The 15,289-nt window shown below is 29.3% G+C and carries 23 protein-coding genes and 1 tRNA gene; 6 read left to right on the top strand and 18 right to left on the bottom strand.

Annotated elements, in window-relative coordinates:
• Positions 1-41: 41 nt before the first annotated feature.
• From rpsU to MK115_RS04510, 7 genes are all read right to left on the bottom strand, one after another.
• Positions 42-218: a 30S ribosomal protein S21 gene (gene rpsU, locus MK115_RS04540; protein ID WP_002806486.1), complete on the bottom strand. Its 177-nt coding sequence runs from the start codon at positions 216-218 to the stop codon at positions 42-44.
• 85 nt (positions 219-303) lie between these two features.
• Positions 304-762 carry a nucleoside 2-deoxyribosyltransferase gene (locus MK115_RS04535; protein WP_287609698.1) on the bottom strand — a complete coding sequence of 153 codons (459 nt, stop codon included), beginning with the start codon at positions 760-762 and terminating at the stop codon, positions 304-306.
• On the bottom strand, positions 759-1,154 hold the full coding sequence (locus MK115_RS04530; RefSeq protein ID WP_287609696.1) for a phosphoribosyltransferase: 396 nt from the start codon (positions 1,152-1,154) through the stop codon (positions 759-761). Before MK115_RS04530 ends, MK115_RS04535 begins: the two co-directional genes overlap by 4 nt.
• A gap of 1 nt (position 1,155) precedes the next feature.
• On the bottom strand, positions 1,156-1,425 hold the full coding sequence (locus MK115_RS04525) for a hypothetical protein (protein WP_287609694.1): 270 nt from the start codon (positions 1,423-1,425) through the stop codon (positions 1,156-1,158).
• On the bottom strand, positions 1,416-1,919 hold the full coding sequence (locus tag MK115_RS04520) for a josephin (RefSeq protein WP_287609692.1): 504 nt from the start codon (positions 1,917-1,919) through the stop codon (positions 1,416-1,418). The genes MK115_RS04525 and MK115_RS04520 overlap by 10 nt, the downstream gene beginning before the upstream one ends.
• A gap of 226 nt (positions 1,920-2,145) precedes the next feature.
• On the bottom strand, positions 2,146-2,370 hold the full coding sequence (locus MK115_RS04515) for a hypothetical protein (protein ID WP_079333432.1): 225 nt from the start codon (positions 2,368-2,370) through the stop codon (positions 2,146-2,148).
• Between the two features lie 36 nt (positions 2,371-2,406).
• Entirely contained in the window at positions 2,407-2,613 is a 207-nt protein-coding gene (locus MK115_RS04510; protein WP_225866241.1) for a hypothetical protein, read from the bottom strand.
• A gap of 179 nt (positions 2,614-2,792) precedes the next feature.
• On the opposite strand from MK115_RS04510, the gene MK115_RS04505 reads away from it, so the two are divergent.
• Together MK115_RS04505 and MK115_RS04500 are read left to right on the top strand one after the other, a co-directional pair.
• Entirely contained in the window at positions 2,793-3,194 is a 402-nt protein-coding gene (locus tag MK115_RS04505) for a hypothetical protein (protein ID WP_287609689.1), read from the top strand.
• 9 nt (positions 3,195-3,203) lie between these two features.
• Positions 3,204-3,398, top strand: coding sequence for a hypothetical protein (locus tag MK115_RS04500; protein WP_287609687.1), 195 nt, complete (start codon positions 3,204-3,206; stop codon positions 3,396-3,398).
• An 88-nt stretch (positions 3,399-3,486) separates the two neighbouring features.
• On the opposite strand, the gene MK115_RS04495 is transcribed toward MK115_RS04500, so the two are convergent.
• Positions 3,487-3,828 carry an HNH endonuclease gene (locus tag MK115_RS04495; protein ID WP_209110252.1) on the bottom strand — a complete coding sequence of 114 codons (342 nt, stop codon included), beginning with the start codon at positions 3,826-3,828 and terminating at the stop codon, positions 3,487-3,489.
• 139 nt (positions 3,829-3,967) lie between these two features.
• On the opposite strand from MK115_RS04495, the gene MK115_RS04490 reads away from it, so the two are divergent.
• From MK115_RS04490 to MK115_RS04480, 3 genes are all read left to right on the top strand, one after another.
• Positions 3,968-4,780, top strand: coding sequence for a sulfite exporter TauE/SafE family protein (locus tag MK115_RS04490; protein WP_287609684.1), 813 nt, complete (start codon positions 3,968-3,970; stop codon positions 4,778-4,780).
• A gap of 436 nt (positions 4,781-5,216) precedes the next feature.
• Positions 5,217-5,444: a hypothetical protein gene (locus MK115_RS04485; protein ID WP_011863020.1), complete on the top strand. Its 228-nt coding sequence runs from the start codon at positions 5,217-5,219 to the stop codon at positions 5,442-5,444.
• Entirely contained in the window at positions 5,444-5,710 is a 267-nt protein-coding gene (locus MK115_RS04480; RefSeq protein ID WP_287609677.1) for a hypothetical protein, read from the top strand. The genes MK115_RS04485 and MK115_RS04480 overlap by 1 nt, the downstream gene beginning before the upstream one ends.
• Before the next feature lie 3 nt (positions 5,711-5,713).
• Here the strand turns inward: MK115_RS04480 and MK115_RS04475 are convergent, their stop codons facing one another.
• The 10 genes from MK115_RS04475 to MK115_RS04430 form a co-directional block, all read right to left on the bottom strand.
• Complete coding sequence (locus MK115_RS04475; protein WP_287609674.1) at positions 5,714-6,508, bottom strand: ABC transporter permease; 795 nt, start codon at positions 6,506-6,508, stop codon at positions 5,714-5,716.
• On the bottom strand, positions 6,505-7,299 hold the full coding sequence (locus MK115_RS04470; protein ID WP_287609672.1) for an ABC transporter permease: 795 nt from the start codon (positions 7,297-7,299) through the stop codon (positions 6,505-6,507). Before MK115_RS04470 ends, MK115_RS04475 begins: the two co-directional genes overlap by 4 nt.
• Positions 7,289-8,284 carry an ABC transporter ATP-binding protein gene (locus tag MK115_RS04465; protein ID WP_287609670.1) on the bottom strand — a complete coding sequence of 332 codons (996 nt, stop codon included), beginning with the start codon at positions 8,282-8,284 and terminating at the stop codon, positions 7,289-7,291. Before MK115_RS04465 ends, MK115_RS04470 begins: the two co-directional genes overlap by 11 nt.
• A 77-nt stretch (positions 8,285-8,361) precedes the next feature.
• Entirely contained in the window at positions 8,362-8,751 is a 390-nt protein-coding gene (gene petP, locus MK115_RS04460) for a cytochrome b6-f complex subunit PetP (RefSeq protein ID WP_287609668.1), read from the bottom strand.
• 70 nt (positions 8,752-8,821) lie between these two features.
• Positions 8,822-8,968 (bottom strand): hypothetical protein, encoded by a 147-nt coding sequence (locus MK115_RS04455; protein WP_193742605.1) that lies wholly within the window; start codon positions 8,966-8,968, stop codon positions 8,822-8,824.
• A gap of 352 nt (positions 8,969-9,320) precedes the next feature.
• Positions 9,321-9,397, bottom strand: a tRNA-Met gene (locus MK115_RS04450).
• Between the two features lie 45 nt (positions 9,398-9,442).
• The gene (locus MK115_RS04445; RefSeq protein WP_287609666.1) at positions 9,443-10,408 is read right to left on the bottom strand and encodes an asparaginase; all 966 of its coding nucleotides are present in this window, start codon (positions 10,406-10,408) and stop codon (positions 9,443-9,445) included.
• Positions 10,409-10,903, bottom strand: a complete 495-nt coding sequence (locus tag MK115_RS04440) for a CGLD27 family protein (protein ID WP_287609664.1) — start codon at positions 10,901-10,903, stop codon at positions 10,409-10,411.
• Between the two features lie 9 nt (positions 10,904-10,912).
• Positions 10,913-11,257 (bottom strand): ribosome silencing factor, encoded by a 345-nt coding sequence (gene rsfS / locus MK115_RS04435; protein ID WP_025938425.1) that lies wholly within the window; start codon positions 11,255-11,257, stop codon positions 10,913-10,915.
• Positions 11,247-11,885, bottom strand: coding sequence for a DUF3318 domain-containing protein (locus tag MK115_RS04430; RefSeq protein WP_025881600.1), 639 nt, complete (start codon positions 11,883-11,885; stop codon positions 11,247-11,249). The genes rsfS and MK115_RS04430 overlap by 11 nt, the downstream gene beginning before the upstream one ends.
• A 107-nt stretch (positions 11,886-11,992) precedes the next feature.
• Here MK115_RS04430 and carB point away from each other — a divergent pair, with 107 nt between their 5' ends.
• Positions 11,993-15,289 (top strand): carbamoyl-phosphate synthase large subunit, encoded by a 3,297-nt coding sequence (gene carB, locus MK115_RS04425; RefSeq protein WP_287609660.1) that lies wholly within the window; start codon positions 11,993-11,995, stop codon positions 15,287-15,289.

The following is a 15,289-nucleotide window of genomic DNA, read 5'->3' as shown; positions in this document are numbered from 1 at the left end:
AATTTTAATAATTTATAAAAAACTTTATAAGTTCTAGGGAATTATCTTCTTCTTGCTTTTCTTCTCTGTTGTAACTTTCTTTTATATTTTTCAATAGGAGTTTCGTGATGTCTAAGTCTTTTTAAATCTGCAAAGATTCCAGATTTAGATACTTGTCTCTTAAATCTTCTAAGGGCAGATTCAATTCCCTCGTTCTCTCCAACTGTAACTTGTGTCAAAATTTTCTAAATAAATAATATCCTAGCATCTTAACAGATATATTTAAACTCAAAACTTCTAATTGAGGGTTAATGGTTTATTTGGCTAATTTTTTGCCCACTCCACAAATCTTTTTTTATTACTTTTTATATCTTGTAATGATTCAAAATAATATTTTTCCCAATTATCTTTAGGCAGTCCAAGAAATAACATTAGGTTTAATGGGTATTGATTGCTATCAGCACAATTTCTAAAATCATCCCTGAATAAAAAGATTTCCTTTTTTAAAGCAATTGCGATACCTAATTCAATCATTACCCCTTCATCTGGTGGATTTCCATTAACAATCGCAAAAATACAATCACATTCTTTTAAATCATGGAAATTACTTCTTGCAACCTCATATGCCCACTCACTTTCTTTTTGTGTTAATGGTTTTGCTCTCTCAAAAGGTTCAAATACTTCTACATTTAAATCATTGAAGATTTCAATAAATTCATTTAAAAGTGTTTTAGTTTGTTTTGAAAATCCATATGGATTAGCCAAATATAATTTCTTTCTCAACTTAAACCTCTTTTTTTGATGTACTCTTCGCGGTCACTTTTTGAATTTAAAGTATTTTCCCAAGGGAAAACTATCCATTGGCTTTTTTTAGATATAAATACTGTATTCCACCATGTAGGTTTGATTTTACTAAATAATACAAAAAACATTGCTCCTTCAATATCCTTGAAGGTCGTTAATGTAAGACCAGTTTCATAAACATCATCTACTATTAGTGAATTTTTTATTGGTTCTGAAATTAATTCAATTTTTAATTTATGGCTTAGTGCTACAGCAAGACATAATCCACCACGAGGAACTCCATATATTCCAGAAAATTCCTTAAACCTACATTTATTAGCTATTTGTTCTACGCTCTTATCAAATTCGCTCCAAGTAAAATAACTTATCATCTTAATTTTCGTTTTTTTCTGTTGTAGTAGCGTAATTTGAAGCAATTACACTTAAAAGTGCTACTACTTGCTCATTTGGACAATTAGTATTTTTTTTTAAATTTTCACATTCATTTATTATCTTGGCGTATGTATCCTCAACTATCCCGTTCATTTGATCGATACTAAAAGAATATGGTTTATTCATTTTTAAATTATTAGTTATTTTATTTTTACTTAAATATCCAACGAAGTAAATATTTTTAGTATTTAAAGATAAAATTATTCCCACATGGGGTCATTTAATTTTTCATTTTTAAGTGAAGAAGGAACATAAGTATGTAAAGTTTCAATTTTTATAGCCCATTTTTTAGAGTTACCCTTTAAACTTTCGCTTTCAATTAGGTTTGTTAGGGGAATCCTTTTTCTAACTTTAAGAAGTCCTAAACAAGCTTCCCAGGCTTCATGATTTTTATAAATATCTAACCAAAAATCAAAAATATTTTCCAAGATTTCTAAAGGGATATCAAATGGAATCCCCATTGAAGGTCTTGCAATTAAATAATTTTTGTTTCTTAGTTCATTTAATAAATTATTTACGTTTAAATTAATAGCTAAAAGAATATCTTTTGCTGATTCATTACCTATTAATTCTTTTCTATGGCAATCTAAAAGATTTTCATCCTCAAGGATATTTTCATCGCAATTTTTTATTCCCACAATCCAAAAACCTTCTCCATTATTTACTCCACTAGCAAGAAATAGATATTGAGGTGAATTCTCCAAGATTTCAAATTATTTTTTCCATTTTTAACATTTTTTGCTTGATATGAAAATAATTTAGCTGTGCAATTAACAATATGAAGTCCTCGTAAAAAAAATTTTGTTGTTATAGTTAAAATTTTAGAAAAGATGTTTGATTTAAGAGAACTAAAACTAATGTTTTTAGATCCTACTGATTTAATAATTAATAATATAAATAAATATCTTTATAGTAATAAAGCAATTAAATTTATTTTTTCTTAGGAAATAATTTTCCTATTTTCTCCTTTTGCAAGTACTCCTTTTTAGTTCTTATTTTTTTGTCTTCTAAGGATTCTTTATTAGTACTTACAGCATAAATAATATAGAAAATCATGCCAGTAAATATTAATCCTACAAAAATTATGAATATTCCTATAGGTTCACTGGGACTAAATATTTTAAGATCTAAAGCTGTATTTAGGGAAATTATCATCAATAAACTAATTCCTTAAATAAATTTTATGGAAATCTAATTGATTTCCTCGTATCCAAAAAATGTTGCATTGTCTGAATTTTTATACCCATTAGCTGCTTCCTGTGGGTTTTGACTGTCAATTTTTCTTGCTTTAGCATGAATCATGTTGAATGGAAAAATCACAGCTCCTACAAAAAAATGAAGAATTAAGAAATCTGAAGGTAATCCATTTGTCCAATCAGGAAAAAATAGCAATGTCATCAATGATTCGTACATATAAGTAGTCAAATAAACCTCTGACTATTATTACTGAACTTATCGCAATACTTTTAATTATTAATAAATTGAAATTTAATTTGCTTTTAATAATTATCAGATTTAATTGAAAAGACAATTTTAAAATACTATTATATTACTTATAAACTATTGATTAATAGCTGTTGTTAAAATTATTTTTTGTCTTACTTTTATTTATAATTTTTCAATTAAAACCTGCAATAGGTTTAGCTTTTGATACGTCCGATCCTAGTGTTAGTTTGCTACAAAATAGGATCTCTAATAATTTCTCTAAGAAATATTGCAATGCTATCCAAAATGGTCTTTCTAAAGATGAAGCAATGAAATCAGCTATTGTAAAAACTGAAAACATTATATCTTTCTCTTACAATCCTCAGAAAAAATGGATTGAGAAAAGTGACTTGGCAAATCAAATTTCATTGCAAGTAGTAAATGATTGTGGATGGTCGTTTGGATTAATTGGAAAGGAGGGGGTTGATTATTTTAAATCATATTTTCTAGAAATTTACGAAAAAACTACTCCTGACAAAAATTTTTCAAGATAGATTAGGTTAATGAATAATATTTCAGACAAATTAGTATTGACTATAATTTTGATTACTATTCTTTTTGTATTTGGATTGATTTTTTCAGTAAAGTCTCCAGAGAGAAAGGTTATAGATTCACCAATAATGTGGAAAGATGATTATTCTAATATCTCGATTTTTAAGAACAATAATATAAATTCAGAAAGAATAAGAATGATTTAATAAAAACATTTCTTACTAAAATAAAGGATCCTATTCAAGGATATACAAAAATATTTTTTCGAATCTCAATCAATTTATCATTCATTGTTTAATTTAAGTAGTTCAAAAGAACTGACGCTAGTTTTAAATCATCATTAAACCATGCTCGTATCGCCATAGCTCTTCGAGGATCATAAAAATTTTGTTTTCTGTACCAACTAAGAACTTCTGAATCTGATTTCTTCCCATTACATGACAAACAACATGGCACGCAATTACTTGTACTGCTAATCCCCCCTTTTGACATTGGGTGAAGGTGGTCAAGTGATTCTGAGGGTTTACCGCAATAAATACATTTATAATTAGTAAGTTTATTAAGTGACTCTCTCCAATTTTTATTACTTATCTTGGGACAAAACTGATCAAGGTAAATTGCATCTTGTCTATGCATAAAATTCTTGATAATTTTTTTGATGATAACAGTTTTTTTTAAAGTATGATTGAAAAAGATAAGATGAGACTTTTTAAATCATATGCTTCTTATGAAAAGAATAATTTTCACTTATTAATACAAAGGCAATTTATAGTTAATGCTTTATTTATTAACAATATTATTAGGAAATTTTGATCATTCTTTATTTAAAAGTATTTATATCTTTTTGATATCGTTTTTTTCTAATACGTTCTCAGCGATTTCTGGAGGAGGAGCAGGATTATTACAATTGCCTGCATTGATTTTATCTGGAGTTCCTTATTATCAGGCTCTGGCTAGTCATAAATTAGCAACAGTAGCACTAGGAATAGGGGGTTCCTTAAGAAATTACAAATCTTTAGGTAATGATATAAGTGTTGCTTGGCAAATTTTAATTTTTGGATTACCAGGAGTAATTTTAGGGGCTTCTGTAGTTGAATATATATCAGAAAAGTATTTGTACTTAATTTTAGGAATAATATCCATATTATTAGCTTTTTACTCATTCCTTAAACCAGATTTAGGTTTATCATCTGGTAATAAAAAGCTTAATTTTGTTCATAAAATTAGATTTTTAATTTTTATTTTTCTTATAGGTATATTAAATGGTTCTATTTCTTCAGGAACTGGATTGCTTGTAACAATACTATTAATAAAAACTTTTGAAATGGATTTTCTTCGAGCCATAAGTATGACATTTTTTACTGTTGGGATTTTTTGGAATTTTGTCGGAGCAGTATTTTTGGCAAGAATAGGATCGGTTCCATTAAATTTATTGATAGTTTTAATAATTGGTTCCTTTACAGGAGGATTTTTCGGAGCTCACCTGTCAAAATTAAATGGGAATATACTTATTAAGAAAACTTTTATAACAGTTTGTATTTTGGTTGGTATTAGCTTATTGATTAAATCCATAAAAAGCTTTTTATAAAATTATTGGAGGATATTAGTACTTTTTGGTAAATAATTCTAAAGCTGGATTATAAATTAAAAAATAATTTATTAATTATCAAAGGCTTAATGAAAAACTCGTTTTATTAAATATTACTTTTATAGACCTTATCTTATAAACAAAAAAAAGGCCTCACATATGTGGGGCCGGGTGATGGGGAACCTTATTTTTAAACCAATTTCTTAAAAAATGCAACCCCCTATCTGTAGCGCTAATATTACATTTTACATACACTACAGATAGTGCTTTAATGATTTTCTTATATGTAAATTAAGAAATTCTGAAATAATTCTGAAACTTTAAAGTTTATCAATGAAAATCTAATTTCATAATTTCAAATGTTTTTGGTAATTTTACTTGTTAAAAATGTCCTGCACAGTATCATTCGTAAGAACTTTGCTAGTAAAAAGCTTTAATGATTGAATTAACTTTACTAACTCTTTTGAATTATGTTGGGGATAATTTCTGTGAGTATAGAAATCTAGGTCATGATAACTATAAATCTTTACTTCTTTCCTACAGTGATGCAAGTAATAAATTTGGACCATTAGAGGTTAAAAAGGTTATTGAGAAGTCAGAAAATTTTAAAGTTACGGCTGTTGCTATTGCTGCAATTAAGTGCCCTCAGCATATAGTTAAGTAATGAAGTTTGAATTAAAAACTGAAAATGAAAATTATTCAAAATCATTTTCACAATTTTTCGGTATAGTTTTTTTTCTCACTTTAATAATTATCCTTTGTGATGTTGCACTCAAATTAGGAATCATATCTAGAAATCATAAAATTGAATACAACTGTAGGCTTTTATCTGTTGAAAAATCTAAACCTCATTTTAAGAAATTATCTAGGCTTTCTAATCTGAAAAGTAAACAACAAATTTGGGAATTTTGCAGGGAGGTTATTAAATAATAGTTAGCTAGATGCTGATGAATAGAACTTTAATGCAAATAACCAGAACTTTCTTGAAGTTATAAGAAATACTGAAGCAACAATAACTTCAAGCAATATTTTCCACAATTGAGAAAGTCCTAGAAAAACTTCAGAAGGAATTGTAGTTATAAAAGCAATAGGAATGAAAATACTAAAAAAAACTCTTAAAGAAAATGAAAATGAATTTAGAGGAAATCTTCCAATATAAAGAAATGATCTTAATACTTCTATTGCATTCCAAGTCTTAACAAACCAAATAGTAGTAGTAGAGATAAAAAACCATAGGCTATATAAAATACAAATCGAGCAGCTTATCGTAATCAAGGATAGGGTCAGAAAACTTAAATTTAAATTTATTTGATTTATTCTTATGCAGAAGAACAACAAGAAAAATCCAAGCATTATTTCTAAAAATCCAGATGGATTTATTTTTTTTAATGAAATAAAAAATTGACTATCAATAGGTTTTAAAAGTACGAAGTCTAATGTTCCTTCTCTTATATGTTTAACTATTTCTGTAAGATTAGGATTGAACCATGTATTTGTTATTCCATTCAAAATTGTATAAATAGCTTGGATTATTAGTGCCTGTTCAAATTTCCACCCTCCAATATATCCATTATTTTGAAAGAAAATAGATAATAGAAAAATACTCCCTACTAAACTTAAAATTGCAGTAATTAAATCAACTAATATATTTGTCTTATACTCCAATTCAGAAGCTAAAGAAGTATGTAAGAATTTTTTATAAACTTTTAGATATTTTCTTAAATTCATGACCCCATTGCTGTATATTTTTTCGTTCCTTCAGACCAGATTTTCTTAAATAATGGGAAAAGTAAAAAAATCCATAGAATTTGCATACTTAAGCCTCCACTAATATTTGTTTCATTACCTGACAGTAAGTTCGCAGGGAAATCAATTAGATATGGAAAAGGAGTCAAATAAATCCAAGATTTAACATATGCGGGAAATGAAACTACTGGTGCTAAAAGACCTGAGAGAAATAAAGTTGGAATAAATAACAATCTTTCTATCGATGATGCTTTCTCTGTCCAGAAACATAGACATGCAACTATTGACTGAATTAAAAATTGAATCAAGAAGGATAAGAAAGTAGATACTATCGATAAGAGTAAAATACCTAAATTTGGTATCCATATACTTTCTGGATTAAAAATAAAAAAGAAAAATGCGATTATTAGTGCGAAAGGAAATCTTGTTATTTGTTCAGCAAGATGTTGTGCAAAATATCTGAAAAATGGATTTAAAGGTTGGATTAAATACGGAGATACTTTCCCCATAAGAGAATCCTCTTCAAAACTAAATACAACCCAAACTACAGAAAACTGTCTTACAAAAAAAGCACATAAGAAATACCTAGAAAGCATAACATCACTAATGTTTATGGATTCATTTAGATTATTATTTGTCCAAATGTTTAACATGAAAAAAGGAATAATCCCTGAAATTGCCCATAATGCAATTTCTACCCTATATTCCAACATGTTTGAATATTGGACTTTTAATAAGGTGAATATTTTACGGTTAATCAAATTAGATATCATAATCTTTTTTGATTAATACCTTCCCAATAACTTCATCTATGGGTGGTTCATTTATAAAAAGGTCTTCAATATCAAAATTATTTAGGATAGTTTTTAGTGAAGAGGTAATAGAGTTGTTTTCAATTTTTATAGTGATTTCATTCTTTATTTTATTTTTAACAGTAAAACCGGAATTTTCTAATTTAATTGCATCCTCTTCTGAGCGACAAACTATTAATATTTCTTTAACAGGAGAAAGTTTTTTTAATAATAGGTCAAGTTTTCCATCATATGATATCGCCCCTTCGTGCACACATATAACTCTCTTGCATAGCGATGTAATATCTTTCATGTAATGACTGGTTAGGCATATCGTTGCATTAGTTTCCTTATTATATTTTTGAAGGAATTTTCTTAAATTTCTCTGTGCATTAATATCTAATCCAAGTGTCGGCTCGTCTAAAAATAGAATATTTGGTTCATGTATCAAAGCTGCTAGTAATTCTGATTTCATACGCTGACCTAGTGAAAGTTTTCTAACAGGTATGAATAGCTCTTCATCAATTTCAAGCATTTCCGATAGTTTTTTTATTCTCTTTTTAGCTTCGAACTTATCTAAGTCATATATTGATGCATTCAAATAGAATGATTCAATTGGCGGAAGATCCCAAATAAGCTGTTGCTTTTGTCCCATTATTAAGGTGATATTCTTTAGGAAATTTTCTTTTCTCCTGAAAGGTAAGTAGCCTGAAACCAAAATCGAACCTTCACTTGGATAAATTAAGCCACAAAGCATTTTTAATATTGTTGTTTTCCCAGCTCCATTAGCACCTAGAAAACCTACTATTTCTCCTTCTTTAATTTCAAAACTTATATCTTTTATAACTTTTAAACTTTTTGTTTGTCTTCTAAAAAAATGTTTAATTGTTCCTTTTAAGCCTGGTTCTTTGGAAGAGATATCAAATGACTTAGATAAATTTCTTACATCGATAATATTTTGTACCATTTAAATTTTTAATTACTGAAATTTTATATTTAAATAAATTGTTAAATTATTTTTATTTTAGAAAATTTTTCAATGAATTAAAAAATATCTTTAAACGATACAACCAGCCAGATAAAAAAGTTAATTGGATTAAGTAACTCGCTTACCTTATTTTTATTTTCATAATTTAATCCTCTTAAAAAATCAAATATAAAATTACTATTCTCTTTTTTATAATTATTTTTTTTAATTACATTACCATTTTCGTCGAGAAGATCAATTTCATCCTCAAAAAACCATTGCTCTTTTCCATTAGATAATTGCAAGACAACTCCAATACCTTTGCCATCAGTTATTCTGAAATCACTTATCTTACCCAATGAAGAAACATTTATCGCATCAATAGTTTCTTTGGTAAGTCTATCCTTAGATAGTTCTAGGTTAACTTGAACAGAATTTCCTATCTTAACCTTATCTAAAATTGACATTTTTAGGTTATTATACTTAGTGATAAAGGATTTATGCGATTAATTCAGAATTATTGATTTATTTCAATAATTACGATTTTTTGAAAACAGCTTCAAGGATTCTCTTTATTGAAATTGTTAATACTCTCAAAAATACAAAAAACAGACCTAACCAACCTAATATGACAGCTATTGATAACATGCTTGAACCTAAATCACGCTGTAGCAAATTCTGCATATAATTTTCTAAATTATATAAATCTTACTCTACTTTATTAAATTATTTATTAAAGATTTAAATGTTCAAAATTCAGATTTTTTTTATTGGCTTATTTAATAGATATGATTTGTGAGTTAAAATTTAGTTAGAAAATTAATTTAATATTTTGGACCTATCTTTGAATTCATACATTGGAATACTTTTTATCATTACTGGCCTAATAGTTAGGGTTGACTTGAAATTCTCTATTGAAAAAGATATCAAATAATTTTTAATAAACTCTTTTTATTTAAGACTTTATAATCTTTATTTTTATAATTGCTGTAATTATTGCAAATACTAAAAAAGCAGCTTTGAAGCTGCTTCTAAATGGTGGCGGGGGGGAGATTTGAACTTCCGACCTTCGGGTTATGAGCCCGACGAGCTACCAGACTGCTCTACCCCGCGTCATATACATAGCATACATCTGAAAGGGTTATTTTTCCTGTTTTTTTAGGATTCTTGGAATTTTAATTTACCTTTAACTTCAAGTCGCACTCCTTCAGAAAAATTAAACACCTTTTCTTCGATGTCTTGAATTCTTAAGTCAGATATCCACTCTAACTGTTTTAGTAAGTGAAGACTAACAGCATGCTTTGCTCTTTTTGAACCGTCTTCTACTTTTAAAGCTAAACCTATACCTTCATTTACTTTACATAGACACTGTATTCCCTCGGCTCCACCTTTACCTATAACGTTCCCATGAGAAGCTTTAATTATTTCTGTATCAAATTTATTGTTATCACTTATCATTATTGGGTTTATTGTCATAGCTCTACTGATTTGTTCTAATTCAGCATTTTCGGAACTGCTCAGAAGTGAATATAACCTCGACATTTCTAATAGTTTTAAATAAAGAGTGGGTGCACCACAATCATCACGTTCTGCGTTTATTTCAGATGACGGGATTTCAAGTAATTCAGAAACAATTCTGAATATTTCTATTTGAAGAGGATGATCCCCCTTTAAGTAACTATCTAATGGCCAATTCATTTTTTTGCATGTAGCTAAAAAAGCAGCATGTTTACCAGAACAATTATGTTCTAATGGACTTGTCTTTGATTTTGGACATTTAAGATTATTAATGTCAATGTCATATTCCCATAAAATTTTGAATGCTTCCCTTGAATGAAGTTTTGATCCACTATGTGACCCGCATGCTAAAGCAATTGATTTTGATTCATTATTGATTTTTGATGCAGCTCCACTACTAACGAAAGGTATTGCTTGAAAAGGTTTTAGTGCTGACCTTATGAAACTTTTATATTCTGGATTTCCTGCGCACATTAAAACCCTCCCTTTTTTATCAGTAATAACAGCATGAATTTTATGGATCGACTCAATATTTGATCCTCTCATTAAGGTTGCTTGTAAGGGAGGATTGTTAGAAGTGTAGAGGTTTTTGAAATTAGAACTCATTTAGAAATTGTTATATTGAAAAATCAAAATACCAGACAAAGCTAAGACTGAAATAATAGAAAAAATTTGAATTAAATTTTTTAAAATAGGTTTTACCTCGATTGAGGCAATAAGTGATTCTTTTTCTTTCAAAACTAATGGCTTTTCCCATACTTGACCGTCATACCAACCGGATTCCTCGTATTCAACTTTTTCAGATATTAATCTATTAAATATATGATTCCAACCTAGATATAATCTTATTGAAATTAAAAGAGGTATTGATAAGCTGCTAAAAAAACTTAATAGAATATATTTTAAAAGGGAAGTTTTGAAATATACACTACCTGAAGAAATAACAAGAAATAGAACAAAAGCTCCTACCCAGAACTTTATCAATATAAGAATTAGTGACTTTTTTGTTTTTGGCCAAGAAAAAATTTTAGATTTTGATAATTCTATGAATTCATTTGTGGGTTGCTGCTCTCTAGGGACAGGACATTTAGATTGATTCATAAAATAAAATTATGGAAATAAAAGATTATCTCCATTACTCCAGAATGATTCAAGGTCATAATATTTTCTTATTTCTGGTTGAAAAATATTTACTATCAAATCACCATAATCAAGTAAAGCCCATTTCGCTTCGTTAATCCCTTCTTTTCGTATAGGTTCAACTTTAGCCTTTTCTCTAAGCTCTCCCTCTACAGAGTTAGTTATAGATCTAACCTGTACATCAGATAATCCTTCTGCAATCAAAATCCATTCACTTATAAATGATACTTTGTCAATTTTTATAAGTTTTATATCTCTTGCCTTTTTTTCATCACATGCTTTGGCTGCTATTAAAACCAAACTTTTATTGTCCATAAACATTTTCACTTGAAACTGATTTTTCTGAGCCTTCTTGCTGAGATAATTCTGATCTTGCTTTTTCTGCACTTTTTCTTAAGGCATCTAATCTATCTTCAAAGAAACTTCTTTTTTTCTTTTTTCGTGTCTTCTCTATTAACTCCTTTAATGCTCCTCCAAGACTTTTATAAGCATTTGGAATGCTGTATCCAAATCTACAAGCAAGATCTATAGCTCTTTCATCTGCATAAATAGCATCTTGAAGCTTTTTTTCAGAATTATTTTTTAAATATAATCTATATCCTGCAAAACTTGATAAACCAAGAGCAAGTAATAAAAGTAACCCATCTTGTACCCACAACTCTCCTATCGCCCCTCCAAGTCCTATGGCAAGAGCTGCCATTTCCCATCCATCTCTGGGAATTGTGTCATTTTGGATTTTTCCAACCTCGTGCCAAAATAATAAATTTCTATGGTCAATAGCAAAGTTATCCCATTCATCTAAATCTATTTGAATTTCTACTTCGTCACGACCGATTTCCTCAAGTGTTATTAAAGGTGGATCTATAGCCGCAGCAGCTTCAACAAATACCCAACTTTCATTCTCTGGAGGCAACAAACTTTTAAGTCGCTGAAGTTCGCTCATAAAAAATTAATTTCTTTCAATACTATAGAAACAAATGTTGCTTTTCAAGTAACTTGATTAACATCTGATGATTTATAAGTAGCATGAGATAAATGAAGGTTTAAATTATGCCTCAAAGAGGTGATCTTAAAAAAATTCTTATTCTAGGTTCGGGACCGATTGTTATAGGGCAAGCATGCGAATTTGATTACTCTGGCACTCAAGCTTGCAAAGCTTTAAGAAATGCTGGTTATGAAATTGTCTTGATAAATTCAAATCCAGCATCAATAATGACTGATCCTGATATCGCAAGCAAAACATATATTGAACCATTGACTCCTGAAATAGTTTCTCAGATCATTTTAAGAGAAAAACCTGATGCGATTCTTCCCACTATGGGAGGTCAAACCGCTTTGAATCTTGCGGTTAAATTATCAGAGTCAGATTTTTTAAAACAAAATAATATTGAATTAATTGGAGCTGATTTAAGAGCTATTAATAAAGCTGAAGATAGGAAATTATTTAAAGAATCGATGGAGAAAATAAATGTAAATGTTTGTCCATCTGGTATTGCATCTAACCTAGATGAAGCTATGGAGGTATCAAAAAAAATTAGTTCCTATCCTCTTATAATAAGGCCTGCGTTTACTTTAGGTGGAGTAGGGGGTGGAATTGCTTTTAACCTTGAAGAATTTGTCGAGTTGTGTAAATCAGGTTTAGAGGAAAGTCCAAGTAATCAAATATTAATTGAAAAATCACTCATTGGATGGAAGGAGTTTGAACTAGAGGTAATGAGAGATACTGCTGACAATGTAGTAATAGTTTGCAGTATTGAAAATTTAGACCCAATGGGTGTCCACACTGGAGATTCGATTACTGTAGCTCCTGCACAGACCTTAACAGATAAGGAGTATCAGAGATTAAGGGATTTGTCATTGAAAATCATTAGAGAGGTAGGAGTTGAAACAGGAGGGAGTAATATTCAATTTGCAATAAATCCATCTAATGGAGAAGTAATTGTTATAGAAATGAATCCTCGTGTAAGTAGATCCTCTGCTTTGGCAAGTAAAGCAACTGGATTCCCCATAGCTAAGATTGCAGCTTTATTATCTGTTGGCTATACACTTGATGAGATTATTAATGACATTACAAAAAAAACACCTGCATGTTTTGAGCCATCAATTGATTATGTAGTTACTAAGATCCCAAGATTTGCTTTTGAAAAGTTTAAAGGCTCATCTAATACTTTAAGCACTGCTATGAAATCTGTTGGTGAGTCAATGGCAATAGGTCGTTCTTTTGAAGAATCATTTCAGAAAGCATTAAGGTCATTAGAAGTAGGTGTTTTTGGATGGGAATGTGATTCACAAGATGAATTTAAAGATGAGAGTCAAATTAAAAATAGTTTAAGAAACCCTACATCTGAAAGAATTCTCCTAATTAAAAAAGCTATGCAGCTTGGGAAAACTAATAATTATATTCAAGAAGTTACAAATATAGATTTATGGTTTATCGAAAAATTACGTAATATCTTTAATTTTGAAAATGATTTTTTGAAAGATAAGGAACTTTATACTCTAGATAGGGATTTGATGTTACATGCTAAACAATTAGGCTTTTCAGATCAACAGATAGCAAAGTTAACTAATTCTGAGTTTTTTGAAGTAAGAAGATATAGAAAAAAACTTAATATAATTCCAATTTATAAAACTGTTGATACTTGTTCAGCAGAATTCTCATCCTCAACTCCCTATCATTATTCAACTTACGAAGAATCTTTCATTAATTTTAATTCTCAAATTTTTGATAGCGAGATTTCAGAAAATAGTAAATCAAAAAAAATTATGATTTTAGGAGGAGGTCCAAACAGAATTGGTCAGGGAATAGAATTTGATTACTGTTGTTGTCATGCATCATATCAAGCTTCTACAAATGGTTATAAAACAATAATGGTTAATAGTAACCCTGAAACTGTATCAACAGATTATGATACTAGCGATATTTTATATTTTGAGCCTGTAACTTTGGAGGATGTGCTCAACATAATAGAAGCTGAAAATCCTTATGGTTTGATTGTTCAATTTGGAGGTCAAACTCCACTGAAATTATCATTACCTTTATTTGAATGGCTTAAATCTAATGATGGGATCAGAACTGGATCAAAAATTCTTGGGACTTCTCCAATATCTATCGATTTAGCAGAAGATAGAGAGGAATTTACAAAAATTCTTGAAGAATTAAGTATTAGACAACCTTTAAACGGTATTGCACGTAATCAAAATGAAGCAGAAATAGTAGCAAAAAATATAGGATTCCCCTTGGTTGTAAGACCTTCTTATGTTTTAGGTGGAAGGGCAATGGAAATTGTTAAAGATGAGAATGAATTATCGAGATACATTTCTGAAGCAGTTAAGGTATCACCTGATCATCCAATCCTTCTTGATCAATATTTGAATAATGCAATTGAGATAGATGTTGATGCTTTATGCGATTCAGAGGGTTCGGTTGTAATTGCTGGCCTAATGGAACATGTGGAACCTGCAGGAATTCATTCAGGAGATTCAGCTTGTTGCTTACCATCCATTTCTCTTTCAACATCCACAATAGAAAATGTAAGAAACTGGACTAAATTAATTGCACAAAGATTAAATGTTGTTGGTTTAATTAATTTGCAATTTGCAGTAATAAATACAAATAATAAAGAAAATAAATTATTTATTCTCGAAGCAAATCCAAGAGCATCCAGGACAGTTCCATTTGTTTCAAAAGCCATAGGTAAACCAGTTGCAAAATTAGCTACTCAGTTAATGCAAGGTTTTACATTAGAAGATCTTAATTTCACAGAAGAATTTTCTCCAAAATATCAGGCAGTAAAAGAGGCCGTTTTACCTTTTAAAAGATTTCCTGGATCTGATACATTACTTGGCCCTGAAATGAGATCTACTGGAGAAGTAATGGGTTTAGCTAAAGATTTTGGAATTGCTTATGCCAAGTCGGAATTGGCAGCAGGTAATGGTGTTCCTTCAGAAGGAGTTGCTTTTTTATCTACAAATGATTTAGATAAAAAAAATCTTGAGGAAGTTGCTAGAGAACTTTTGATTTTAGGATTTAAATTAATCGCAACAAAAGGTACAGCTGCATATTTGGTGAATTTAGGAATTCAAGTTGAAGAAGTGCTAAAAGTTCATGAAGGAAGACCAAATATTGAGGACCTAATTCGTTCGGGACTTGTTCAATTAATAATTAATACTCCAATTGGCTCACAGGCTCTTCATGATGATGCTTATTTAAGACGTGCCGCTTTAGAATATAATATTCCAACTTTTACAACTATTCCTGGAGCAAAGGCAGCCATTAAGGCGATCAAAGCTTTGCAATGCAATAAAATTAATACTTACTCTCTACAGGAAATCCATAATTATTAA

The organism is Prochlorococcus sp. ALOHA_ZT_50 (assembly GCF_022447305.1).
GTDB lineage: Bacteria > Cyanobacteriota > Cyanobacteriia > PCC-6307 > Cyanobiaceae > Prochlorococcus_A.
This window is presented reverse-complemented; position numbering and strand designations above follow the sequence as displayed.